Here is a 22,775-nt window from a genome sequence, read left to right as displayed (position 1 = left end):
GGCAGGAAGCCGCCCGGTTGGCATCGGGCCCTACCCGAGGCCCCACCGGGCGATCGGCAGCCGAAACGTGACGTTCACAAACGTCCGACATACGGTCAACCAGTGTGCTGACCTGGACAGTTGGCGGCTTGCGGTGCCAGTCTCCCGCTATGCGTCCCGTCTTCGCCCCGCCCCGGCCCCCGGATGGTCCACGTCTCACCACGGTCGCCGCGGTCTGCGTCCTCGTCCTGGTGGCCCCGGGCTGCGCCCCGCAGCAGGACAGCACGTCCGCCTCGGGCTCCTCCTCCGCGGCGAGCTGCGCGCCGGGCTCGCTGCGTACCCACACCCCGGGGAAGCTGACGATCGGCACCGACAAGCCCGCGTACGCGCCGTGGTTCCAGGACGACGACCCGGCCGACGGCAAGGGGTTCGAGGCCGCCACCGCGTACGCCGTCGCCAAACGGCTGGGCTACGGCCCCGCCCAAGTGGCCTGGCGGACCGTCCCGTTCAACAACGCCATCACTCCCGGCGCCAAGAACTTCGACCTCGACATCAACCAGATCTCCATCAGCGACGAGCGGCGGCGCGCCGTCGACTTCTCCTCCGGCTACTACGACGTGCGCCAGGCACTGATCGCGCTCAAGGGCTCGAAGATCGCGAACGCCAGGTCCATCGCCGATCTGCGCGGTGCCAAGCTCGGCGCCCAGGTGGGCACCACCAGCCTGGACGTCCTCAACCGCGTGGTGAAGCCGACCCGGCAGCCCGCGATCTACCAGAAGAACGACCTGGCCAAGAGCGCGCTGAAGAACGGGCAGGTGGACGGGATCGTGGTGGACCTGCCCACCGCGTTCTACATCACCTCCGCGGAGGTGACGGACGCCAAGGTGGTCGGGCAGTTCGCGGACACCGGCGGTCGCCCCGAGCAGTTCGGCTTCGTCCTGGACAAGGGCAGCGCGTTGACGCCGTGCGTCAGCAAGGCCGTGGACGGACTGCGCGCCGACGGCACGCTGGCGGCGCTCGACAAGCGCTGGCTGTCCGACGCCGTCAACGCCCCGTTCCTCAAGTAGGGGGCTGGCCAAAGGTGTTGAACGAGTCCGAAGCACCGCCGAAGGACCCCGCACCGGCGGAGGACGACTACCGGCCGTCCGCCCGCCGCCTGGAGCGCGAGCGGCTGCGGCGTGCCCGTACCCGTCGGGCCGTCGCCATCGCCGCGGCCAGCACACTGGCCACCGCCGTGGTGCTGTACCTCGCGGTGACCCATGCCCCTGGCTGGCCGCGCACCCGGGAGACGTTCCTGAACGCGCACTACGCGCGGGTGGCGCTCCCCCAGGTGCTGAAGGGCCTGTGGCTGAACGTGCGGCTGCTGGTGTGCTGCGGGGCGCTCATCCTGGTGCTGGGGCTGCTGCTCGCGCTCGCCCGCACGCTGCGCGGACCGGTGTTCTTCCCGTTGCGCGCGCTGGCCACCGCGTACGTGGACTTCTTCCGTGGACTGCCGCTGATCATCTGCCTGTTGGGGGTGGTCTTCGGGGTGCCCGCGCTGCGGCTTCAGGGGGTCACCAACAATCCGGTGGTCCTGGGCGGCGCCGCGCTTGTGCTCACCTACGCCGCGTACGTCGCCGAGGTGTTCCGCGCCGGGATCGAGAGCGTGCACCCCAGTCAGCGCGCCGCGGCCCGTTCGCTCGGGCTGACCGGCGTCCAGGCCATGCGGTACGTGGTGCTGCCACAGGCGGTCCGCCGCGTGGTGCCACCGCTGCTCAACGACCTGGTGTCCTTGCAGAAGGACACCGGCCTGGTGTCGATCGCGGGCGCCGTCGACGCGGTGTACGCGGCGCAGATCATCACCGGCGAGAGCTTCAACTACACGCCGTACGTGGTGGCCGGGCTGGTCTTCGTCGCGCTGACCATTCCGATGACGCGCTTCACCGACTGGGTGACGGCGCGGATGAACCGCAGGCAGTCCCAGGGAGGTGTGGTGTGACGCGGGTCGTGCTGCGGATGGAGGCGGTCCGCAAGTCCTACGGGCACGCGGTGGTGCTACGGGATGTGGACCTGGAGGTTCCGGAGCACACGGTGACGGCCCTGATCGGAGCCTCCGGTTCCGGTAAGTCCACGCTGCTGCGCTGCGCCAACCTCCTTGAGGAGGTGGACGACGGTGCGATCTTCCTGGACGACGAGGAGATCACCGACCCGCGGGCCGACCAGGACGCGGTGCGCCGCCGGATCGGCGTGGTCTTCCAGGCGTACAACCTCTTCCCGCACATGACCGTGCTGGAGAACATCACCCTGGCGCCGCGCCGGGTGCACCGCGTCCCCCGTGCGCAGGCCGAGGAACGGGCGCGCGAGCTGCTGACCCGGCTCGGCCTGGCCGACAAGGCGGCCGAGTACCCCGACCGGCTCAGCGGCGGCCAGCAGCAACGCGTCGCGATCGCACGGGCGTTGGCCGGGCAGCCGCGGCTGCTGCTGCTGGACGAGATCACCGCGGCCCTCGACCCGGAACTGGTCGGCGAGGTGCTCTCGGTGGTACGGGACCTCAAGGAACAGGGCATGACCATGGTCATCGCCACCCATGAGATGGGTTTCGCCCGTGAGGTCGCCGACCAGGTGTGCTTCCTGGACGGCGGGGTGGTACTGGAACGCGGCGCGCCGCAGGAGGTGTTCGGCGCCCCGCGGCAGGAGCGGACCCAGCGCTTCCTGCGCCGGATCGTCGAGGCGGGGCGTCTGTAGGACCCCGCTATCCCAACTTCTTGACCAGCAGCTCGAATTGCAGGTCGGAACGGCGCGGCACACCGAACCGCTCGTCGCCGTAGGGGAACGGGGTCATCTCGCCGGTGCGCCGGTAGCCGCGGCGCTCGTACCAGGCGATCAGGTCGTCGCGTACCGAGATCACGGTCATCCGCATCTCGTCCACGTCCCACTCCTGCCGGGCGAAACGCTCCGCCTCGGCGATGATCAACTTGCCGAGGCCGCCGCCCTGCCGGGACGGCCGGACCGCGAACATCCCGAAGTAGGCGTGCCCGTCGCGGCGTTCGAGCTGGCAGCAGGCGATCGGCTCGCCGTCCTCCTCGACCACCACCATCCGGCTGTCGACGCCGCTGACCACCTCGGCGACGCCTTCCGGATCGGTGCGCTGGCCGTCCAGCAGATCCGCCTCCGTCGTCCACCCGGCGCGGCTGGAGTCACCCCGGTACGCCGACTCGATGAGCGTCACGAGAGCGGGCACGTCCGTGGGCGTCGCGGTACGGAACACAGGGGCGGGAATGGTCATGGTGGCGCGAATCCTCTCCGACGCGCGGGTGGCGAACGGTTCCGAGGGTAACCCGAAGCGTATTGTCCGCCCCATGGTCAACGTACTGAGCAGCCGCATCCTGCTGCGGCCGACCGATCTGGAGCGGTCCCGCGCCTTCTACCGCGATGACCTGGGCCTGGCCATCTACCGCGAGCTCGGGGAGGACCCGCAGCGCGGCACGGTGTTCTTCCTGGGCGGCGGCTATCTGGAGGTCTCCGGCCACTCGGAGGAACCCCCGGCGCCCGGGATGGAGCTGTGGCTCCAGGTGCCGGACGTGGAGGCGGCCCGCGAGCGCCTGGCGGGGCGCGGGGTGCGGGTGCTGCGCGAGCCGAAACGTGAGCCCTGGGGGCTGATCGAGATGTGGATCGCGGATCCGGACGGTGTGCGGATCTGTGTGGTGGAGGTGCCGGAGGACCATCCGATGCGGTACCGGCCCGGGACGTAGCGAACGCGCCCCAGGTGCCCCTTCCACGCGCCCGCCGTACCACCGTGCGCCAGCGTGTGCGCCCGCCCTCGCGGGAAGCCTCTTCGGGGGCGGCACGAACCGGGGAGGGGCGCCATGCACGGACCACCGTTGGTGGGCTGGCTGCTGGTGGTGATCGGTTCTGCCACGGGGGTCTCGTGCCTGCTGCGTACGAGAGCGCGGTGCGCCGCCGCGCCGGGCGAGCGGCGCACCGCGCGGGACGAGGGCATCATGGGCCTGGGCATGGCGCTGATGGCCGTCCCCGGCACCGCCCTGCACGAACACACCTGGGGCCCACCGCTGTTCGCCGCGCTCTTCGGTGCCATCGCCCTACGCTCCGCGCTACTGGTCCGCCGCGAATCCCACCGCGCCCACCACGCCCTGGAGGCGGCGGCCATGGTCTACATGGCCGCCCTGATGGCGATGCCGTCACGCGCCTCCGACGACATGGCGGACATGCCCCACAGCATGGTCGGCATTCCCGCCGTAACCGCCCTGCTCCTCTGCTACTTCGCCGCATACGCCCTGTGGACGGCCGTCCGCCTCCTCCCCGCGACGTCTCCAGCCGCACCGGGCGCCCCAACTCCCGCGCTCCTTGGGGCTCCTGGCGTGGCCACGGCCTGCCGGGTCTCCCTGAGCATCGGAATGCTCACCATGCTCCTGACCATGTGAGGCCTTCGAGGCGAACCCGGATCGCACGCCGCCGCGGGCACAGCTCCGCGCGGCGCCCCGGGGCTCACGGCGAAGCCCAGGACCCGGTAGCCCGGGGGCGGGCCGGGGGGCTGGCGGAGGCCGCGGGCCGGGGCCGGGGGCCGGGCGAGGCCCCAGAGATCACCCCAGCCCGCGGCTTGCGGCGAAGCCTCCGAACGCACCGCCGCCCAGGACGCAGAGGCAGAGCCCCGGGGGATCACGGACCACCCGCCGTGAGGCGTAGCTCACCTTCGTGAAATGTCCGTACCCATCAGTAGCGCAGCGCCTTAGTGTGTGCGCCATGACGGTCCCGTTCGTGCTGCTGGTTCTCGGCGCACTTGCGGCGGCAATGGCGCCCCGTCTCCTGTGCCAGGCCGACTGGCCGGAGCGGGAACCCGTGCTGGCGCTGTGGGTGTGGCAGTGCGTGGTCGCCTCCGTGCTCCTGTGCTGCGTCATGGCGATGGCGTTGTGCGCTTCGGCGGCGTCGCCCACGGTGCGCTGGCACCTGTTCGCGCTCGCCCCGCGCGGCGTCGTGGACGCCTACGCGCTCTCCGAGTACGGCCCCTGGGCGGGGACGCTCGCGGTGCTGCTGGCCTGCGGCGGTGCGTGGTCGGCTGCCATGCTCACCCGCGAGGTGCGCGGCGCCCGCGCACGGCGCCGCCAACGGCGTGCGGCGCTCCTCGTACGCTCCCCCAGGCTGCCCGGCGAGCTGCCGTCCGACGGCGAACGCCTCGTCGTGCTGGAGAGCGGCCGACCCGACGCCTGGTGGCTGTCCGGTCCGCAACCCCAGCTGGTGATCACCACCGCGGCCCTGCGGCGGCTCAGGGGGCGGCAGTTGGACGCCGTACTCGCACATGAACAGGGGCACGCCCGCGCCCGGCACGACTGGCTGCTGCACTGCGCGTACGCGCTCGCGGCGGGCTTCCCTCAGGTACCGGTCTTCGAAGGCTTCCGCCAGCAGGTGCACCGTCTGGTCGAGTTGGCCGCGGACGATGTCGCCTCGCGCCGCTTCGGGCGGTTGACCACCGCCCTGGCACTCGTCGAACTCAACGAGCACCGCGGGGTGTTCGGCCCCTGCCCGACACCGCTGGCCCAACTCCCCGGCCGGGTGCGCCGACTGCTGGACCCGGCACCACGGCTCCCCCTGAACCGCCGCATGCGGATGTCGGCGATGGCACTGCTGCTACCGGCCGTACCACTGCTGGTGACCTTCGGCCCGGGGCTCGGCGCGCTGTCGTAGCCTCCCGTGGCCCACAGCCCGGTCCCATACGATCCTGGCCGTGCCCACCACCGCCCGATCACCCAGAACCCGCTGCCTGGCCTGGACCGCCGCGATGACCGCGTGTTTCGCCGTACTGCTGGCGTTCGTCCTGGTCAGCGGCGCGCTGCCACTCGACCACCGGATCGACTCGGCGTTGCACGGCGTCGCACTGGTCCACCCCGGATGTACCCGGCTGAATCTCGACCTCACCAACTGGGTGTGGGGCCCCACGACGACGCGGCTGCTCACCGTCGCGGCGGCGGCCGTACTGCTGCGGCTGCGCCAACGCCGCCAAGCGCTGTGGGCCTTGACCGCCTGCGGGTTCGGCTGGGCGCTGGAGGTCACGGTGAAGGCCGCGGTCGGCCGGGACCGCCCGCACTGGCGGCACCCGTTGGACACCGCGACGGACGGCTCCTTCCCCTCCGGCCACGCGATGGCGGCGACGATCGCCTGTGTGACGCTGGTGTGGCTGCTGCGACTGCACGGGGCGCGCGGCCGTCGTTGGACCTCGGTCGTGGCACTGGGGGCGGTGTCGGTTCTCGGCGTAGGCTTCACCCGGTTGTACGTGGGGGTGCACTGGCCGTCCGACGTGCTCGCCGGATGGCTGCTCGGCGCCGCCGTCGTCACCGCGACCGCTGCCGCCCTCGCCCCGTGGCGGACGCCCCAGGCCACCTGACGAGCGCGCTCACCGCCGGACGGGTCCGACGCAGGAGGAGACGATGACACCGTTCCAACTCACCTTCGACTGCGCCGATCCCACCATCATGGTCCGCTTCTGGGCCGACGCGCTGGGCTACGAGGCGGAGCCCGCACCGGCGGGTTTCGACAACTGGAACGCGTACTGGCGCAGCGCGGGCGTACCGGAGGAGGACCTGGACCCGGCGGGCGACGGCTGCGGCTCGATCGTGGATCCACGCGGCAGCGGGCCGCGGATCTGGTTCCAGCCGGTGCCGGAGGGCAAGGCGGGCAAGAACCGCCTCCATCTGGACATCCGGGCCAGCGGTGGCCGCGAGGTACCGCTGGCGATCCGCAAGGAGCGCATCGAGGCGGAGGCGGCGCGGCTGGAGTTGGCGGGAGCGACCAGGCTGCGGGTGCTGGCACCGGACGACCAAGAACACTACGCGGTGGTGATGCAGGACCCGGAGGGGAACGAGTTCTGCCTGGCCTGACGGGGCGCCCCGCACGTCAACCCGCCGTTCAGCCCGGCACATTAACCTGGCGCCATGACGATCAAGGGCTGTCTCTTCGACTTCTCCGGCACCCTGTTCAGGGTCGAGCCGACCGAGCGCTGGCTACGGGGTGCGCTGGCGCAGGCCGGCATCGAGGCGTCGGACGGCGACATCGCTGAGTACGCCGAGCGGCTGGAGTACGTCGGCGCGCTGCCCGGTGGGGCCCCGCCGCACGCCGTTCCCGAGGGCCTGCGGCGGCTGTGGGACGAACGCGATCTGGACCAGGCGCGGCACCGGGCGGCCTACCTCGGCCTCGCCCGGCAGGTCCCGCTGCCCTGGCCCGAGTTGTACGACGTGCTCTACGAGCGTCATATGTCGCCGGACGCCTGGGCGCCCTACCCCGACGCGGTCGATGTCCTGGCCGGGTTGCGCGAGCGCGGCATCCGCGTCGCGCTGCTGAGCAACATCGGGTGGGATCTACGTCCGGTACTGCGTCGGCACGGCGTCGACGGCTACTTCGACACAGCCGTGCTCAGCTATGAGCACGGCGTCCAGAAGCCGGACCCGCGGATCTTCCGCATCGCCTGTGACGGGATCGGACTGGCGCCGGAGGACGTCCTGATGATCGGCGACAGCGAGGAGGCCGACGGCGGCGCAAGGGCCCTGGGCTGCGCGTTCCTGCGGGTACCGCCACTGCCGGTGGAGCAGCGCCCGGGCGGGCTGCGGCCGGTTCTGGGCCTTGCCGACGCCGCCACTGGTTGAACTGGTGAGGCCCTGCGGACGGGGGGATACCGCAGGGCCTCGACCTGTCCAACGGATGACCTTCGCCCTGGGTTCCGCGGCGTCGCGGAAAATTCTCCTCGCCCTCACACGTCCCCCATGTTCCGCCGGATCGTTCCCGCGGTCAGGGACCATGGAGGCATGTCCGACAACTTCACCAGTGACACCCTCGACCTGACCACCGGCTCACAGGAGGCCGCGGTCGACATCACCGACCGCTGCGCCGCGTTCCTCGCCCGGGCGGCGCGCGGCCGGGACGGGCTGCTGAACGTGTTCGTCCCACACGCCACCGCGGGCATCGCGATCATCGAGACCGGCGCGGGCAGCGACACCGACCTCCTGGCCCAGTTGCGGGAGTTGCTCCCCGCCGACAACCGCTGGCACCACCGCCACGGCACCCCCGGCCACGGCCGCGACCACGTCCTCCCCGCCTTCATCGCCCCCCACGCCACCCTCCCGGTCCTCGGCGGACAACTGGCCCTCGGCACCTGGCAGTCGGTGGTCTTCGTGGACACCAACGTCGACAACCCGCACCGGCAGGTGCGGTTGAGCTTCCTGGGCTAGTCGTGGCGACCGTGGAGACTGCGGGGCGCGCACCGCATGGGCGGCCGGGGTGCTCTGCGGTCCCCTCGTGCATGCCACGTTGGGAGCGGGGTCTGACCGTCCATCTGTGAACCGCCGTGTGAGTTCTGGGCAGTTGGGCGCCTCCACCACGTTCCCATCGCAATCTGCCTGCGCTAACTGAATGGTTGCCTTCGGGTCGTGTCGGATCCGGCCGGCCAGGGGCGACGGCCCGCCCGCTCCCCCGAGTGCGGGCGGGCCGTCGTGCGGGTCAGCAGAAAGAAGGGGCCACCCGCAGCTTGCGCCAGGTGTTGGGGCCGACCACTCCGTCGTCGGCCAACCCGTTCTTCCGCTGGAAGGCGACAACGGCGCTTCTGGTGTTCGCGCCGTATATCCCGTCCACGGTGCCGGGCTTGCAGTGCCAGCCCACGAGCATGCACTGGGCCTCGGCGGTGGCGCTGCCCTGGCTGCCGGAGCCGACGATCGCGGTCATCGTCCGGCTGAACCCGGCGGTCCAGCCCGAGCTGCCGTCCGCCATCGTCTGCCAGCTGTACTGCGACTTCAGGCCCGTGCAGTGGTACGAGGCGGCGGGCGCCTCGGTGGCCGCGTGGGCGGTGGGAGCGATGGCGAGGCCGCTGCCGAGGACCGCGGCGGCTGACGCCAGGACGACGCGTTGTGCCCGGTTCATCGTGATGTTTTCCCTTCGAGCCGACGGGCGGCGCTGGTGGAGCGCCACGGGCTTGCCCCACCGATGTTGGCGGCGGCGAGCCGGGCGAGGCCACAGCTGCCGGACAAGTGCCGACACCACGGGACGTCCCCACTTGCGACCTGCTGCGACGGTGCCCGCGGTGACGACGGGACGGGACGCGGGAGACGGCGGAAATGGCCGGTGAGCACCTTGCGGGCCGGACGAGTTGAGGTTGCGATGCATATCGACAGGGGGAAGGCCTGGGGGCCTGCGGATGCTGACGGGGTGGAGCATGTCGCGTTGGAAGGGACTACCCGAAGGACTTGACCCGCGGGCCCGGCAACTCGTCGTGCGGCTGCGCGGGTTGAAGGATCACAGCGGTCTCAGCCTGGCGCAGTTGGCGGCGAAGACCGGGTACAGCCGGTCGTCCTGGGAGCGGTATCTGGGCGGTCGGCTACTGCCGCCGGAGGCGGCGGTGGAACAGCTCGCCCGCACGGTCGGAGCCGACCCGGCCCGGCTGCTGGCGCTGCGGGAGGTCGCGGCGGAGGCCTGGACGGAACCCTCCGTTCCGGACACGGCGGCCGAGGCGGCGGCACCCCCGACATCCCCGGCGCGGCGGCGCGGACGGCGGACGGTGGTCGCAGTGGTCGTGGCGGCGGTCGCCGTGGGCGCAGCGCTCCTGGCGGTACTGCGCCCGTGGGAGGATCGGCGACCACGTACCGCGCCCGGCGCCCTGCCGACGTACACGTGCCACATCGAGCATCGAGCGGGCCACTGGTACGCCGGAAACAGCACCACCGACGACGCCGTGCTCCAACAGGGCATGGTCGGCCCCGAGGTGGCGGAGGCCCAGTGCCTGCTGCAGCGGGCCGGATATCCGCCCGGCGGGATCGACGGGATCTACGGCGATCTGACGGAGCGTGCCGTCAAGCGCGTCCAAAGCGCCTTCGGGCTGGTCGTGGACGGCAAGGTCGGCCCGCACACCTGGGGAGCGCTGCGCGGATGACGGTCCCCGAATGCGAGCGACTGGCCGCCGGGCTGCGCGAGTTGAAGGAGCGAACCGGGCTCAGCCTCGCAGGACTCGCGGCCGCCACCCCGTACAGCAAGTCGTCCTGGGACCGCTATCTGAAGGGCCGCGTCCTCCCGCCGCGCCAGGCCGTCGAGCACCTGTGCCGACTGGCGGACGAGCCGCCCGGCCGTCTGCTCGCCCTGTGGGAGCTGGCCGATCCCGCCTGGTCAGGCCGCGCCATGACGGCTCCGCCCCGCGCCCCGGAATCCGACCTGGTGAAGGAGCCGCCCGGTCCTCCCGCGCGGTCTGCGACGGCCGGGCGGCGCCGAAGATGGTGGGGCGCAGTGGCCGCCGCCGTGCTGGTGGGCGGTGCGGTGACCGGTTGGGCGCTCTGGCACGGGGCACCGGATCGGGCGGCGCAGCCCACGGGGGCCGCCGCCTCACCGCCCGCACCCGGCTGCCGGGGGCGCGACTGCGAGGGGCGCGGCCCCGAGTCGATGATCTGCGCGGCGCGTCCGACCACGCTCGGCGCGTACCAGGCACGCACCGGGGCACGGCTGGAGACGCGCTACAGCAAGGAGTGCGGGGCGGCGTGGGCGCGGCTGTGGCACGCGCGGATCGGTGACCAGGTGGAGGTGACGGCGCCCGACGGCCGTACCTACCGCGCGGCGGTGTCCGATCAGTACGACGTGCAGGGTTATGTGTTCACGCCCATGGTCGCGGACAGTACCGGGCAGCCCGTGGAGGTCTGCCTGGTGCCCGGCGCGGGCGGCGCTCGGGAGTGCTTCGGCGGGAGCGGCCCACGATCACCGCGACGATGAACAGAACTGCCCAGCGGCTGCGACCGCTTGGCGGATCGATCAGGCGGTCGCCGTCCACGCGGGCTCCGGCCTGCTCCACGCCCGTATCGCTCCGACCTGCTCCACGCCCGTATCGCGGACCGGCCTGCCCGCGGTGTTCGCCGGGGAGACGAGGCCCTCTCCTGGAGAGGGCAACCGCCTGCCCTGGCCGCGCAGTTGGAGCTTGGCGGAAGCGCGGTCTCATATGTGCGCGCCGCCAGGGCGTGGACGGCTGCCAGGGGCCGTAATCGCGCGGCAGGTCCCGCCGCGGCGCGCGGGTGCGAGGACCCGCGGTTCGAAAGGACCGCCTAGCGGCTGCGACCGCTGGGCGGATCGATCAGGCGGTCTCCGTCCACACGGGTTCCGGCCTGCTTGATCTGGCGGAAGACGGGACTGACTTCCATGGCCTCGACGCCGGGAAGGGTCCCGACGCGGTCGGAGGTGAACTCGAAGAGTTCGTCGAGGTCGCGGCAGTGGACGACAGCCTGGAGGTTGTTCGGCCCGGACAGTGCGACGGCGAATCCCACTTCGGGCATCTGCGCCATCGCTCGTCCAACGGTTTTGATCTTGGCTGGGTGGACTCGCATCCACAGGTTCGCTCGGGCCCGGTATCCCAGGGCCGTCGGTGCGATCTCCACGTCGATGTGGACCACTCCGCCGGAGAGCAGTGCGTGCAGACGTCGTGACGCTCGGCCCGGGGTGAGGTCGGCCGCGGCTGCGAGCTGGACGAGACTGGCCCGTCCGTCGGCGGCGAGGGCGGCGAGCAGTTTCTCGTCATGGGCGCTGAGTTGGCACGGCTGATTCCTCACGACCGGCTGTTCGGTGAACGGCCGGTCGCCGGGCCCGAGGGCGGACTCCTGCTCGGGGGTCAGGGCTCCGGTGAGTGCGGCCCAGTAGTGCCCGCGTCCGCCGAGGAACTGGCGGAGCATCACCGACGCCTGTAGATCGAGCACGGCGGCGGCGCGCGGGAGGCGGCGGCCGAGCAGGTCGTCGCGCTGCTCCTGTGAGCGCGAGCGCACGGCGCAGGTGACCTCGGAGCCGGCAGCGCTCAGCGCGACCCAGCTGACGTCTTCGCGTTGCGCGAGTGCTTCGGCCAAGGCTGTGACGCTGCCGGGTCGGCAGCGCAGGCGCACCATCCATCGGCTCTGCCCGAGCGCTCCCGGGTCGACCACTCCGATCACCCGGATCACCCCGGCACGCCGCATGCGGCGGTAGCGGCGGGCGACGGTCAGCTCGGAGAGCCCGAGGACCGTCGCCACGGTCGCGAATCCGACCCGAGGATCAATCTGAAGGGCACGAAGGATTCGCACATCATCCGACTCAAGAGTGACGGAATCAGCTATTTCCGGGCGTGCCATAGCAGCAATACTACAGAGAGCGCCGCTTCCGGGCCGTTGTGCACCGCGCGTGACCGAGGCTTGCACGGGTACGACGACGTGGGCCGAAGGAGCACGATGAGAGTCATCGCAGTCGAGGAGCACTGGACCACCCCGGGAATCGACCGGGCCTTGCGAGCGCAGCCGACACGGTCGCGCGACGAGAGCGTGGCGTTGAACGACCGAGGGGACATCCCCGCGCGTCTGCTCGACATCAGCGAGCACCGGGTTGAGGCGATGGACGCGGCAGGCATCGACCTGCAGATCCTCTCGATCGCCCCGCCCGGGACCCATGGCCTCCCGGCCCGCGAAGCCATCGCGCTGAGCCGCGAGGCGAATGACCGTGCCAGCGAGGCCGTTGACCGCCATCCGACTCGTCTGAGGGCGATGACGACATTGCCGATGTCGGATCCGGATGCGGCCGTGACCGAGCTTCAGCGGACCGCGAACGCGCCCGCGCATGTGGGGATCATGTCCTACGGCCGCAGCGGCGACCGTCCGCTGGATGATCCCGTCTACGACGAGCTGCTCGCGGCCGCCGCCAGCATGGGGCGGCCGGTGTTCATCCACCCCCAGATCCCGTCGAGCGCGGTAAGAGACGCCTCCTACCGCGGGTTTGACCCAACCGTCGAGCTCGCGCTTGCCACCTTCGGCTGGGGATGGCACATCGAGGCGGGACTCGCGGCGCTTCGCCTGATCCTGCGTGGCACGTTTGACCGGCACCCGGACCTGCAGATCGTTCTGGGGCACTGGGGTGAGATGCTCTTGTTCGCCCTTGATCGGGTCGACAGCCTCTCGAACGTCGCGACCGGCCTCGACCGTCGTGTCGCCGAGTACTTCCGGACCAACATCTACATCGCGACCAGCGGCATGCTGACTCCCCGTCTGCTCCGACACGCGCTGGACTTCACGAGCGTCGACCGGATCCTGCTCTCGGGCGACTATCCCTTCCATCGACTCGACGCCGCGACGATCGCCGACTTCCTCAGGACGCTCCCCGACCGTGAGGACCAGCACAAGGTCGCGTACGCCAACGCCCAGGCGCTCTACCGCCTCGAACCGTCCCCGTCCGGATCAGACGATCAGACAACGCGACTCCTGGAGCAGTCATGAGTGTGGTTTCACAGAACACGACCGTTCTTCTCATCGGTGCGTCTCGCGGCCTGGGCTATGCGATCGCCGCTGAGTACATCGACCGGGGATCCCGCGTCGTGGCGACCGTCCGCGGTCCCGGCCGGACCGCGTTGCACGACCTGCAGCAGACTGCCGGTGGGCGGCTGGAGATCGAGCACGTCGACATCAACGCGCCGGAGCAGGTCCACGCTCTGCGTGACCGGCTCGGCGCCCGCGGGTTTGATCTGCTCTTCGTCAACGCGGGTGTGGCCAACCGCCCGGAGGAGACCACCGCGGACGTCACGACCGAAGAGTTCACCCGCCTGATGATCACCAATGCGCTGAGCCCGATGCGGGTCATCGAAACACTCGCTGAGCTCGTCGAGCCGGACGGCACCATCGCGATCATGTCGTCCGGCCAGGGCAGCATCGCCAACAACGAACGCGGCGGCTTCGAGATCTACCGAGCCAGCAAATCCGCCCTCAACCAACTGATGCGCAGCTACGCGGCCCGGCACCGCGACGACCCCCGCACACTGCTCTTGATGGCGCCCGGCTGGGTCAAGACCGACCTGGGCGGTCCGAACGCCCGGCTCACCGTCAAAGAGAGCATCCCCAACCTCGTCACGACCATTGACGCCCAACGCGGCCGCACCGGCCTCCGATTCCTCGACTACCTGGGGCAGACCGTCGCCTGGTGAGGCACCTGGCGGAGCCGCGGCCCGTTCAGCGCGAACCGGCTTCGGATCGGGCCGAACCCCTCGGGGATGCGCCGGGGTGGCCGCCAGGCCGCCCATGGTCGGCAGGGCGGCGCGGCCGCCGATCGCCGAGGTGCCGCGCGGCGAGTGACCGCCAGTCCGCGCCGCATTGGGGGCGCGGTACGGCGTGGCCGACCGGTCACCGGCCGGTCACGCCGTACCGCGCTCTCTCAGGAGGGCAGCTTCCAAACCTGGTTGGCGGCTCCGGTGCAGTCCCAGATCTGCACCTGGGTGCCCGGGGTGGTGGACCAGTTGGTGTCGTCCAGGCACTTGTTGGACTGCGGGTTGTACAACGCCCCGTTGGACTGGGGTATCCAGACCTGGGATCCGGTGTTGTTGCAGTCGTACAGGTCCACTGGTGTGCCGTTGGTGGTACCGGCCGCGTAGACGTCCAGGCACTTGCCCAGTACGTGCAGCGTGGTACCCGCCTGGACGAAGGTCCACTGCTGGGCGCCGCTGCCGTTGCAGGTGTAGACCTGAACGGGGTTGTAGTTGGCGGTACTCGCGGAGCGGTCATCTAGGCACAGGCCGCCGTAGCCGGTGATCTGGCTGCCCGAACCGCCGCCGCTGGTGCTGCCGTTCGTCGTGTAGGCGGCGACGTAACCGACGCTCATCGTCCCGCCGGAGCTGGTGGAACCGTTCGGTGTGGTGCAGCCGCACTGGCCGTTCGGGAAGCCGCCGCCCATGGCGAGGTCGAAGATGATCGACATGTTGTGGTCGAACGCCTGCTGCCAGGTGGCGGCGCCGACCTGGCTCTCGTCGACGCTGAAGTACTGGGCGCCGTCGAGGTAGAACGTGATGGACTCGTTCGAGGCGTTCGTCCGGTCCAGGATCATCGAGTAGGTGTGGTAGCCGCTCTGGCACCCCGGGCAGGCGCGCAGCCCGCTGCCGATGCCGTTGCCCTCGTTGCACGGGCCGCCCGGGTCGGTGCCGCAGTGGATGGTTCCGGCGACGTCGGAGAGCGCGTTGACGTCCTCCATGATGTCGATCTCGCCGTTCTCCGGCCACTGGCCGGGACCCAGCATCCAGAACGCCGGCCAGTAGCCGGAGCCGCTGGCCGGGGAGGGCTGCTGGATCGACGCGGTGACCTCCAGCTTGCCTCCGGCCGGGGCGCCGACGTTGGGGCTTGTCGTCTGTATCCGGCCGGAGGTCCAGTTGCCGCCGTTGTTCAGCGCGGTGATGTCCAGATGGCCGTTGCCGTCGAGGTGGACGTTGCTGGGCGAGTTGGTCATGGTCTCGATCTCGCCGGTGCCGAAGTTGGAGCCGGGGCCGGTGTCGTACATCCAGTTCGACGACGGGCCGCTGCCCGCCGCGCCGGAGAAGTCGTCGCTGAAAACGGTCGCCCACCCGGGAGGCGCCCCGGGCACCGGCGCGGCGTCGGCCGCGGTCGGAAAGGCCGCGAAAACCGCGAGCAGGCCCACCCCCACCAGCGCCGCTTCCCGGCGGCAGTGTCTGAGGATTGAACGCACGCCCCAAGAGGCGCGCGGCACGGCGGTGTCCGATGTCATATGCGGCTCCCAAAGATCCTCGACCGCCACACCAGGTCACCGGCGACCGCCGTATGAGGCGGTACTCCACCGCGTTCGGGCAGCACGACACCCACGACGCTTCGGGTGGGGACGTCGCCGCCGGGCAGCGGGGGAACACCGGCAGCCGGGCGGACGGAGCCCGGTAGCGCTGCGATTGAGTACACGAAGTGAAGCCCGGCCAACTGAGCTTCCGGCTCCGCTTCGGCAGTATGTGGTCTACGCCAATGGGCGGTCAAGAGGTCTGAAACACCGGCCAGTTGGGGATCAGCGGGCGAATCCAAAGGCCAGCGTCTGATCCGATCGCGTTGCTCGGGACCGGGGCTCGCGGGGTGCCGATGAGGCGTGAACGACCTTGTTCACGTCGACTCTTGAAGACCTGCCGCGCCCTCACCACTCTCCCGCGGCGGCCTGCCGGCGAGTGAAGGGGCCAGCAGCGAGTCCAGGGTGTGGTTCGGCCTGCGCGGCCGAGGCCCCCGTGCCGCTCACGCCCCGGGCGCGCCGGTGCGCAGCCCGTCCATGACGATGTCCATGAGCCGCCCGGCGCGGGTGTGCCAGTCACCGTGCGGATCGATCTGCCAGAGTCCGGCGATGGCGAGGACGAAGTCGTCCGGGGTCACGCCCGGCCGGATGGTGCCCGCTTCCTCGTTCGCCTTGAGCAGTGTTTCCACCGCCGAGGCCACCGAGCCACGCCCCAGCTTGGCCAGGGTGCCGTGCGCACTGGTCGTCCTGCGCATCGCCTCGGCCAACCCGGCCTTGGCCATGGCGTACTGGGCGAGCCGGTCCATCCACTCCCGCAGCGCCTGGTCAGGGGCGCGGGTCGCGAGCAGTTCCCTGGCGGCGTCGGAGACCTGCTGGACCTCGTAGCGGTAGACCTCCAGGACGAGTGACTCGCGGTTGGGGAAGTTGCGGTAGAACGTTCCCTGTCCGACGCCCGCCTTCTTGGCGATGGAGCTGAGCGGCGCGTCGGCGCAGCGGGTCAGCTCCTCCAGCGCGACTTCCAGAATGCGCTCGCGGTTGCGTTGCGCGTCCGAACGCAGTGGCGCATCGTTCCTCTGCCGCACTCGTCACTCCTTCCGGGAATCCCGGCCGGGCGGGCCTTGCTAAGCGGACAAGTGTCCGGTAACTTCAAGCTTCCGGACAGTTGTCCGGTTAGGCCCACCATAGCGACAGACGCCCGCCGCGCACCACCTACGCGAAGGAAGGCTGATCATGTCCCACTCGACGGCCAGCGTCATCACCCTGAACATCAACGGCGAGAAGCACACGCTGCCCGTCGACCATCGCACCACCCTGCTGGACGCGCTCCGCGAGCGCCTCGACCTCACTGGCACCAAGAAAGGCTGCGACCAGGGCCAGTGCGGTGCTTGTACGGTGCTGCTCGACGGCCGCCGCGCCGTCTCCTGCCTGCAACTCGCGGTGGCCGCCGAAGGGCGGGAGGTCACCACCATCGAGGGCATCGCGGACGGCGATCAGCTCCACCCCGTACAGCAGGCGTTCCTCGACCTCGACGGCTACCAGTGCGGCTACTGCACTCCGGGCCAGGTCTGCTCGGCCATAGCGATGATCGAGGAGCACGCGGCGGGCTGGCCCAGCGCCGTCACCGCCGACGTACGCCCGCAGGCGGAAGCGGCACCGCTCACCGCCGAGGAGATCCGGGAGCGGATGAGCGGCAACCTGTGCCGCTGCGGCGCCTATGTGTCGATCGTGCGAGCGATCGCCGAGGCGGCGCGGCCCGGTGTCCCCCGACCCCCGTCACCTTCCGGGGAGTTGGGCCACCTCGCGGGCTCGGAGGAAACGGAGGGCGTGGCATGAGGGAGTTCGGCTATCAGCGCGTGTTCGACGTACCCGGCGCCGTCACCTTGGGCGCTGATCCCGAGGCGCGCTATCTCGGCGGGGGTACGAATCTGGTCGACCTGATGAAGTCCGGTGTGGAGCGGCCCGGATTACTGATCGACGTACGGGAACTCCCCCTCGACCGGATCGTCCCCACGGAAGGCGGCGGGCTGCGCATCGGTGCGACCGCCACCAACAGCGATCTCGCCGCCCACCCCGAAGTGCGCCGCCGCTACCCGGCGTTGGCGCAGGCCGTCCTGGCCGGGGCCTCCGGCCAGCTGCGCAACATGGCCACGGTCGGCGGGAACCTGCTCCAGCGCACGCGCTGCGCCTACTTCACGGAGCCGGCCCAGCCGTGCAACAAGCGCACCCCCGGAAGCGGCTGCGCGGCCGTCAACGGCGAGCACCGCAACCACGCGATCCTCGGCGCCTCCGAGCACTGCGTGGCCGTCCACCCGTCGGACATGGGAGTGGCGCTCACCGCCTTCGACGCCGTCGTCACCTATGAAACGGCGGATGGGCCGGGCGAGTTGCCACTAGCGGAGTTCTATCTGCCCGTCGGCGACACCCCGCACCTGGAGACCGCGCTCCCGTCCGGCGCGCTGATCACCGGCATCACCCTGCCACCGGCTCCGGTGGCCGCCAACTCCCGCTACCGGAAAGTCCGTGAGCGCGCGTCCTACGCGTTCGCCATCGGCTCGATCGCCGCCGCCCTCGACACGCGGGACGGAGTCGTACGCGAGGTCCGCCTGGCCTTCGGGGCGGTCGCGTCCCGGCCATGGCGGGCCAGGGCGGCCGAGCGGGCGCTGACCGGCGCACCGGCGACGGCCGAGTCGTTCGCCGCCGCGGCCGACGCCGAACTGGCCGCCGCCAAGGCGCTGCCGCACAACGGGTACAAGGTGACGCTGCTCCGCAACCTCGTCGTCGCCGTCCTGACCGAGCTCACCGAGGAGGCCGCCCGATGACCACGATGACGGGACCCACCCCGGTCACGGGGGCCGTCGGCACCGCGCACACCCGTATCGAGGGCCTGGACAAGGTCACCGGAGCGGCGCGCTACGCGGGCGATGTCCCCTATGCCGAACTCGCCCACGGCTGGCTGGTGTTGTCCACCATCGCCCGTGGCCGGATCCGCTCGGTGGAGGCCGATCCCGTGCTGGCGATGCCCGGCGTGCTCGCCGTCCTCCACCACGGCAACGCCCCACGTGTCAACGCCGACTACACCGGCCTGCTGGGGCGGCCGGACCCGACCGTCGCGGTCTTCCAGCACGACCGCGTGCCGTTCGCGGGCTGGCCGGTTGCGCTGGTCGTCGCGGAGACCTCCGAGCAGGCCCGGGAGGCCGCCGAAGCACTGGTGGTCCATTACGACGAGGAGCCGCACGATGTGGCGTTCTTCGCCGGGCACCCCGGTACGTACACGCCGGAGGGCAACCCCAGGATGCAGGCGGAAGCCGGCAAGGGCGACCTCGAAGCCGAACTCACGGCGTCCGCCGTGGTGGTGGACGCGGAGTACACCACACCGCAAGAGCACCACAACCCGTTGGAGCCGCACGCGGCGATGGCGCGCTGGGACAGCGGGCGTCTGGAGGTGATCGACTCCAATCAGGGCAGCACGTGGGTGGCGGAGGAACTGGCCAACCTGTTCTCCCTCGACCCGTCCTCGGTGCGGGTGCGTGCGGAACACGTCGGCGGCGCCTTCGGCTCCAAGGGGGTGCGCCCGCACCAGGTGCTCGCCGTGATGGCGACGACCGTTCTGCACCGGCCGGTCCGGGTGGTACTGACCCGCCGCCAGTTGTTCTCGCTGGTCGGCTACCGCAGCCCCACGGCGCAGCGGGTCAGGCTCGGCGCCGACCCCGACGGGCGGCTGCGCGCGCTGGACCACCAGGCGCTGAACCTCACGTCGAAGGTGCATGAGTTCGTCGAGACCAGCGCCGGGTTGGGGCGGGTGATGTACGACGCCGACGCCCACCACACCGTCAACCGGGTCGTGGCGCTCGATGTGCCCACCCCGACCTGGATGCGCGCCCCGGGTGCGGCGCCGGGTTCGTTCGCGCTGGAGTGCGCGCTGGACGAGCTCGCCGAAAAGTGCGGCGTGGATCCGATCGCGCTGCGCGCCCGCAACGAACCGGACGCGGGACCCGTCTCCGGACTGCCGTTCAGCAGCCGCAACGTGCTCGCCTGCTTCCAGGAGGGCGCCCGCAGGTTCGGCTGGGCGGACCGTGATCCACGCCCCGGCCAGCGCCGGGACGGCCGCTGGCTGATCGGCACCGGTACGGCGGCGGCGACGCACCCTTCGGGCGTCGCTCCGTCCACGGCATCCGTCACAGCGGAGCCGGACGGCACCTTCACCGTGCGGATCACCGCGGCGGACGTCGGCACCGGTGCGCGCACAGCGCTGACACTGATCGCCGCTGAGGCGCTGGAAGTCGAGCCGGAGCGCGTTCGGGTACGGATCGCGGACAGCGACTTCGGCCAGGCGATGGTCGCGGGCGGCTCGATGGGCACCCGCTCCTGGGCCTGGGCGGTCACCAGCGCGGTACGCGAGCTGCGTGAGCTGTTGGTGCTGGGCGACGGCATCCCACCGGAGGGGATCACTGCACGCTCGAACACCGCCGAGGCGGTGGGCGCGCTGCCGATGCGGGAACGGCACGCCTTCGGGGCGCAGTTCGCAGAGGTCGGCGTGGACGTCGTCACCGGCGAGGTGCGGGTGCGGCGGATGCTCGGTATCTTCGCCGCGGGCCGGATCGTCAACCCGCTGACCGCGCGCAGCCAGCTCGTCGGCGGCATGGTCTGGGGTCTTTCCATGGCGCTGCACGAGGAGGCGGCCCGGGACCAGGCGTCGGGCGCTCTCGTCGGCGCCGACCTCGCGGGCTACCACTTCGCCGCCAACGCCGACGTGCCGCTGATCGAGGCGGACTGGGTGGACGATCCGGACGACGAGGACCCGGTGGGAGGCATCAAGGGCATCGGCGAGGTCAGCATCGTGGGCGTCGCGGCGGCGATCGCCAACGCGGTCTGGCACGCGACCGGTGTACGCCACCGCCACCTGCCGATACGCCCCGACCGCGTCCTGCTGGCTGGCACCGCGACCGCCTGAGCGGGGCTTGTGGAGGGCGGGTCCCCAAAACCCAAAGGGGCGTTGGGGACCTGCCCCCAAAGAGCCGGTCCGGTCTAGGAGTTGAAGCCCACATGCACATGGTCGTGGTGCGTGTCATCGCTGAAGAACTGGTTGGCGGTGGCACCGCCCGACAGCTGTACGGGACCGCCGACGTTGTACGACCCTGCCGCCGCCGCATCGCGCATGAACGACTCGATCAGCCCGCGTGAGGTGGCCGGGTCGACCACCGCATGACCGTTGATCCGCCAGACGTCGAAGGCCCGGCCGAGCGGATGGTCGCTCGGTCGGTTGGTGCCGAAGACGTCCAGCGGATGGCCGGAACGCACGACACTGATGTCCATCCGGTAGCTGCCCGCGAGGTCGAGCATGGCCCGCAGCGCGCTCTGGTGGACGGCGCCGCTACGGATGTCCGCCGCCCCGGCGGGCGGCAGCGAGATCCGGGAGTCGGCCAGCACCCTGCGGGCCTCCCCCGGCAGGGCTGCCGCCGCCGGGCCAGGCCGCGCCGGGTGCAGTGCGGTGACGTCCCATCGCGGCCGCGCCGCGCTCAGCCGCACGTCAACGGTCGTACCGCCCGCAGTGACGGGTCCACCGCCGCTGCGGGTCCACTGCCGGCAGACGACCAGCACGCTGCCGGAGTCCGCCAGGATCCCGCCGTACTGCGCCTCGATCACCTGGAGCGCCGCCTCGTCCACGTCGGGCAGCAAGGGCCCCGCCTGGTCGGCCAGCGCGGGTGGCAGTCCCAGCGCCGAGACGCGGTCCCGCGCACGCCCCACGCCCTTGCCGCCGGGCGGCCAGGCGCCGAGGGACTCGATGAGCTGTACGGCGCGCAGCTTCACAGCGGGATCGATGTCGGCGGGACTCGGCCGCCACGGCGTGGTGCGCGGCAGCCCACCGCCGGACGGTGCCGGACCGGACGGGGAAGCGGTCGCGGTCGGCCGGTGCGTCGCCGTACCGGAGCACCCGGCGGCCGTCACCGCGGCAGCGGCGGCACCGAGCAGGACGGCGCGGCGGCCGATGCCGCCTGGGGGTGGCTGAGGTTCCATCGTGCGCTCCGCGGACGGGAGGGTGCCCGTCCAGTGTGCCCCCGCTCCGGCACCGGCGCGCGGCGATACGGATTCCGCCTGGCGGGCGCGCCCGGCGCGACCACAAGTGCTCCGGCGCGAGCCGCAGTTGACGGATCCGGCATGCCGTGAAGCGTTGACGACGCTGGTTGTCAGTGCCCGCGGCTATCTTGGTTCGCATGTCCCCGACCTCCCCGCCGCAGGTCACGCCTGCGCCCGCTTCCGTGCGTCTGGCACGGGCCCAGGCAGCCATCCGGGCCCTGACGACGCGCGGCGGCCTGTCCCCCGAGGAACGGCTGGAGTTGGCCCACTGGCAGCGGGAGTGGCTCGCCGCCTGGGGCGACAACCGATACGTCATCACGGCGTAGCGCCACGGTCACGTGAAGGACCGCAGGAAGAAGGAGAGAGAAGGTCATCTGGCTTCCGGGCCGCGACCCCGGTACTGGACGATCCCCCGCGTCGCCCAGTACCAAGGCGCGCCCCCGGCACCTCCGCGCCCACTACCGCGGGGGTCGCAGGAGGTACTGCGCTGAGTATATTGGCTCGGAGCCAGTCAACGCAGGAGTTACAGCATGTCCCCGCGAAGCGCATCGGTCAATGAAGAATTGCGGCGCCGTTCCCGCGAGCGGCTGCTGCAGGCGACGATCGAGCTGGTCGGCGAGCGCGGCTACGAGGCCACGACCTTGGCGGACATCGCGGACCGGGCCGGTGCGGCCCGCGGACTGGTCTCCTATTACTTCCCCGGAAAGCGTCCACTCGTGCAGTCGGCGGTGCACCGGCTGATGCATCTGACGCTGGCCGAGGCGCTGGATCGCGAACCGCGCACCGAGGACGGCGCGGAGCGCCTGGCCCGTGCGATAGACGCGATCCTGGGCCTCACACGCACCCACACCACACTGATGCGCACGCACATGGCCTCGATCCTCCAGAACGAGGGCTTCATCCAGTGCCCCGAGCAGCAGCAACTGGCCGCGTTGCTGGAGGAGACGGTGACTCGCTGGGGCGCGGAGAAGCCGCCGGAGGACTACCGCATGCTGCGCGCGCTGCTCATGGGCGCCGTCGTCGCACTGCTGCTGCCGGGTGCGCCGATGCCGTTGGGCAGCCTGCGCGCGGAGCTGTTCCAGCGCTACGGGCTGGACTGGAAGCTGGGCTTCCCCCCGGAGGGTGCTCCGCCGCCCCGCGCCTGACGCACTTGACACACCAGCGGCGACGCACAGTCCCGCACACGGCTTCGCGGTGCGATCCTTTAGGTGACCGGCAAG

Annotated in this window: 25 protein-coding genes; 19 read left to right on the top strand and 6 right to left on the bottom strand. The window is 71.2% G+C overall.

The genetic code is table 11. The annotated features are described in order from the left end of the window. Positions 1–149 precede the first annotated feature (149 nt). From O5O46_RS17005 to O5O46_RS16995, 3 genes are read left to right on the top strand one after another with little or no spacing between them, the layout of a single operon-like run. Positions 150–1,046, top strand: coding sequence for an ABC transporter substrate-binding protein (locus O5O46_RS17005; RefSeq protein WP_269856283.1), 897 nt, complete (start codon positions 150–152; stop codon positions 1,044–1,046). Between the two features lie 17 nt (positions 1,047–1,063). Further along, positions 1,064–1,957, top strand: coding sequence for an amino acid ABC transporter permease (locus O5O46_RS17000; RefSeq protein WP_269856282.1), 894 nt, complete (start codon positions 1,064–1,066; stop codon positions 1,955–1,957). Positions 1,958–1,974: 17 nt separating this feature from the next. Next, a complete protein-coding gene (locus O5O46_RS16995) occupies positions 1,975–2,703 on the top strand; it encodes an amino acid ABC transporter ATP-binding protein (protein ID WP_269856410.1) in 729 nt (242 codons plus the stop codon). Between the two features lie 7 nt (positions 2,704–2,710). Here the strand turns inward: O5O46_RS16995 and O5O46_RS16990 are convergent, their stop codons facing one another. After that, the gene (locus O5O46_RS16990; RefSeq protein WP_269856281.1) at positions 2,711–3,244 is read right to left on the bottom strand and encodes a GNAT family N-acetyltransferase; all 534 of its coding nucleotides are present in this window, start codon (positions 3,242–3,244) and stop codon (positions 2,711–2,713) included. A gap of 73 nt (positions 3,245–3,317) precedes the next feature. On the opposite strand from O5O46_RS16990, the gene O5O46_RS16985 reads away from it, so the two are divergent. From O5O46_RS16985 to O5O46_RS16955, 7 genes are all read left to right on the top strand, one after another. Further along, positions 3,318–3,710 (top strand): VOC family protein, encoded by a 393-nt coding sequence (locus O5O46_RS16985; protein ID WP_269856280.1) that lies wholly within the window; start codon positions 3,318–3,320, stop codon positions 3,708–3,710. Positions 3,711–3,824: 114 nt separating this feature from the next. Next, positions 3,825–4,400, top strand: a complete 576-nt coding sequence (locus tag O5O46_RS16980; protein WP_269856279.1) for a DUF5134 domain-containing protein — start codon at positions 3,825–3,827, stop codon at positions 4,398–4,400. 319 nt (positions 4,401–4,719) lie between these two features. After that, positions 4,720–5,658: a M56 family metallopeptidase gene (locus tag O5O46_RS16975; RefSeq protein ID WP_269856278.1), complete on the top strand. Its 939-nt coding sequence runs from the start codon at positions 4,720–4,722 to the stop codon at positions 5,656–5,658. A 40-nt stretch (positions 5,659–5,698) separates the two neighbouring features. Then, positions 5,699–6,355, top strand: coding sequence for a phosphatase PAP2 family protein (locus O5O46_RS16970; RefSeq protein WP_269856277.1), 657 nt, complete (start codon positions 5,699–5,701; stop codon positions 6,353–6,355). Between the two features lie 43 nt (positions 6,356–6,398). Beyond that, positions 6,399–6,848 (top strand): VOC family protein, encoded by a 450-nt coding sequence (locus O5O46_RS16965; RefSeq protein WP_269856276.1) that lies wholly within the window; start codon positions 6,399–6,401, stop codon positions 6,846–6,848. 54 nt (positions 6,849–6,902) lie between these two features. Continuing rightward, a complete protein-coding gene (locus tag O5O46_RS16960; protein WP_269856275.1) occupies positions 6,903–7,610 on the top strand; it encodes an HAD family hydrolase in 708 nt (235 codons plus the stop codon). A gap of 159 nt (positions 7,611–7,769) precedes the next feature. After that, complete coding sequence (locus O5O46_RS16955; RefSeq protein ID WP_269856274.1) at positions 7,770–8,192, top strand: secondary thiamine-phosphate synthase enzyme YjbQ; 423 nt, start codon at positions 7,770–7,772, stop codon at positions 8,190–8,192. A gap of 268 nt (positions 8,193–8,460) precedes the next feature. Here the strand turns inward: O5O46_RS16955 and O5O46_RS16950 are convergent, their stop codons facing one another. After that, positions 8,461–8,877, bottom strand: a complete 417-nt coding sequence (locus tag O5O46_RS16950) for a peptidoglycan-binding domain-containing protein (RefSeq protein WP_269856273.1) — start codon at positions 8,875–8,877, stop codon at positions 8,461–8,463. A 292-nt stretch (positions 8,878–9,169) separates the two neighbouring features. On the opposite strand from O5O46_RS16950, the gene O5O46_RS16945 reads away from it, so the two are divergent. Both O5O46_RS16945 and O5O46_RS16940 read left to right on the top strand, forming a co-directional pair. Next, positions 9,170–9,883 carry a peptidoglycan-binding protein gene (locus O5O46_RS16945; protein WP_269856272.1) on the top strand — a complete coding sequence of 238 codons (714 nt, stop codon included), beginning with the start codon at positions 9,170–9,172 and terminating at the stop codon, positions 9,881–9,883. Then, entirely contained in the window at positions 9,880–10,707 is an 828-nt protein-coding gene (locus tag O5O46_RS16940) for a helix-turn-helix domain-containing protein (protein ID WP_269856271.1), read from the top strand. The genes O5O46_RS16945 and O5O46_RS16940 overlap by 4 nt, the downstream gene beginning before the upstream one ends. A 326-nt stretch (positions 10,708–11,033) precedes the next feature. Here the strand turns inward: O5O46_RS16940 and O5O46_RS16935 are convergent, their stop codons facing one another. Next, on the bottom strand, positions 11,034–12,083 hold the full coding sequence (locus O5O46_RS16935) for an Lrp/AsnC family transcriptional regulator (protein ID WP_269856270.1): 1,050 nt from the start codon (positions 12,081–12,083) through the stop codon (positions 11,034–11,036). A 96-nt stretch (positions 12,084–12,179) separates the two neighbouring features. Between O5O46_RS16935 and O5O46_RS16930 the strand changes: the two genes are divergently transcribed. Together O5O46_RS16930 and O5O46_RS16925 are read left to right on the top strand one after the other, a co-directional pair. Continuing rightward, the gene (locus O5O46_RS16930; RefSeq protein ID WP_269856269.1) at positions 12,180–13,214 is read left to right on the top strand and encodes an amidohydrolase family protein; all 1,035 of its coding nucleotides are present in this window, start codon (positions 12,180–12,182) and stop codon (positions 13,212–13,214) included. Continuing rightward, on the top strand, positions 13,211–13,915 hold the full coding sequence (locus tag O5O46_RS16925; protein ID WP_269856268.1) for an SDR family NAD(P)-dependent oxidoreductase: 705 nt from the start codon (positions 13,211–13,213) through the stop codon (positions 13,913–13,915). The genes O5O46_RS16930 and O5O46_RS16925 overlap by 4 nt, the downstream gene beginning before the upstream one ends. Before the next feature lie 227 nt (positions 13,916–14,142). Here O5O46_RS16925 and O5O46_RS16920 read toward each other — a convergent pair whose 3' ends face one another. Together O5O46_RS16920 and O5O46_RS16915 are read right to left on the bottom strand one after the other, a co-directional pair. Next, entirely contained in the window at positions 14,143–15,480 is a 1,338-nt protein-coding gene (locus O5O46_RS16920) for a ricin-type beta-trefoil lectin domain protein (protein ID WP_269856267.1), read from the bottom strand. A gap of 503 nt (positions 15,481–15,983) precedes the next feature. Next, positions 15,984–16,562, bottom strand: a complete 579-nt coding sequence (locus tag O5O46_RS16915) for a TetR/AcrR family transcriptional regulator (RefSeq protein ID WP_269856266.1) — start codon at positions 16,560–16,562, stop codon at positions 15,984–15,986. A gap of 148 nt (positions 16,563–16,710) precedes the next feature. Here O5O46_RS16915 and O5O46_RS16910 point away from each other — a divergent pair, with 148 nt between their 5' ends. The 3 genes from O5O46_RS16910 to O5O46_RS16900 are packed head-to-tail and all read left to right on the top strand — an operon-like array spanning position 16,711 to position 20,431. Then, the gene (locus O5O46_RS16910; RefSeq protein WP_269856265.1) at positions 16,711–17,313 is read left to right on the top strand and encodes a (2Fe-2S)-binding protein; all 603 of its coding nucleotides are present in this window, start codon (positions 16,711–16,713) and stop codon (positions 17,311–17,313) included. Next, on the top strand, positions 17,310–18,299 hold the full coding sequence (locus O5O46_RS16905) for an FAD binding domain-containing protein (protein WP_269856264.1): 990 nt from the start codon (positions 17,310–17,312) through the stop codon (positions 18,297–18,299). Before O5O46_RS16910 ends, O5O46_RS16905 begins: the two co-directional genes overlap by 4 nt. After that, a complete protein-coding gene (locus O5O46_RS16900) occupies positions 18,296–20,431 on the top strand; it encodes a xanthine dehydrogenase family protein molybdopterin-binding subunit (protein ID WP_269856263.1) in 2,136 nt (711 codons plus the stop codon). Before O5O46_RS16905 ends, O5O46_RS16900 begins: the two co-directional genes overlap by 4 nt. 74 nt (positions 20,432–20,505) lie before the next feature. Here O5O46_RS16900 and O5O46_RS16895 read toward each other — a convergent pair whose 3' ends face one another. Then, positions 20,506–21,495: a hypothetical protein gene (locus tag O5O46_RS16895; RefSeq protein WP_269856262.1), complete on the bottom strand. Its 990-nt coding sequence runs from the start codon at positions 21,493–21,495 to the stop codon at positions 20,506–20,508. A 197-nt stretch (positions 21,496–21,692) separates the two neighbouring features. Between O5O46_RS16895 and O5O46_RS16890 the strand changes: the two genes are divergently transcribed. Together O5O46_RS16890 and O5O46_RS16885 are read left to right on the top strand one after the other, a co-directional pair. Next, positions 21,693–21,881, top strand: coding sequence for a hypothetical protein (locus O5O46_RS16890; protein WP_269856261.1), 189 nt, complete (start codon positions 21,693–21,695; stop codon positions 21,879–21,881). 204 nt (positions 21,882–22,085) lie between these two features. Further along, the gene (locus O5O46_RS16885) at positions 22,086–22,700 is read left to right on the top strand and encodes a TetR/AcrR family transcriptional regulator (protein WP_269856260.1); all 615 of its coding nucleotides are present in this window, start codon (positions 22,086–22,088) and stop codon (positions 22,698–22,700) included. The last annotated feature ends 75 nt before the right edge of the window (positions 22,701–22,775 follow it).

The organism is Streptomyces sp. RPT161 (genome assembly GCF_027533845.1).
In the GTDB taxonomy this organism is placed as follows: Bacteria; Actinomycetota; Actinomycetes; order Streptomycetales; family Streptomycetaceae; genus Streptantibioticus_A; species Streptantibioticus_A silvisoli_A.
The sequence above is the reverse complement of the archived record's forward strand: the minus strand, read 5'-3'. Positions and strand labels throughout refer to the sequence as shown.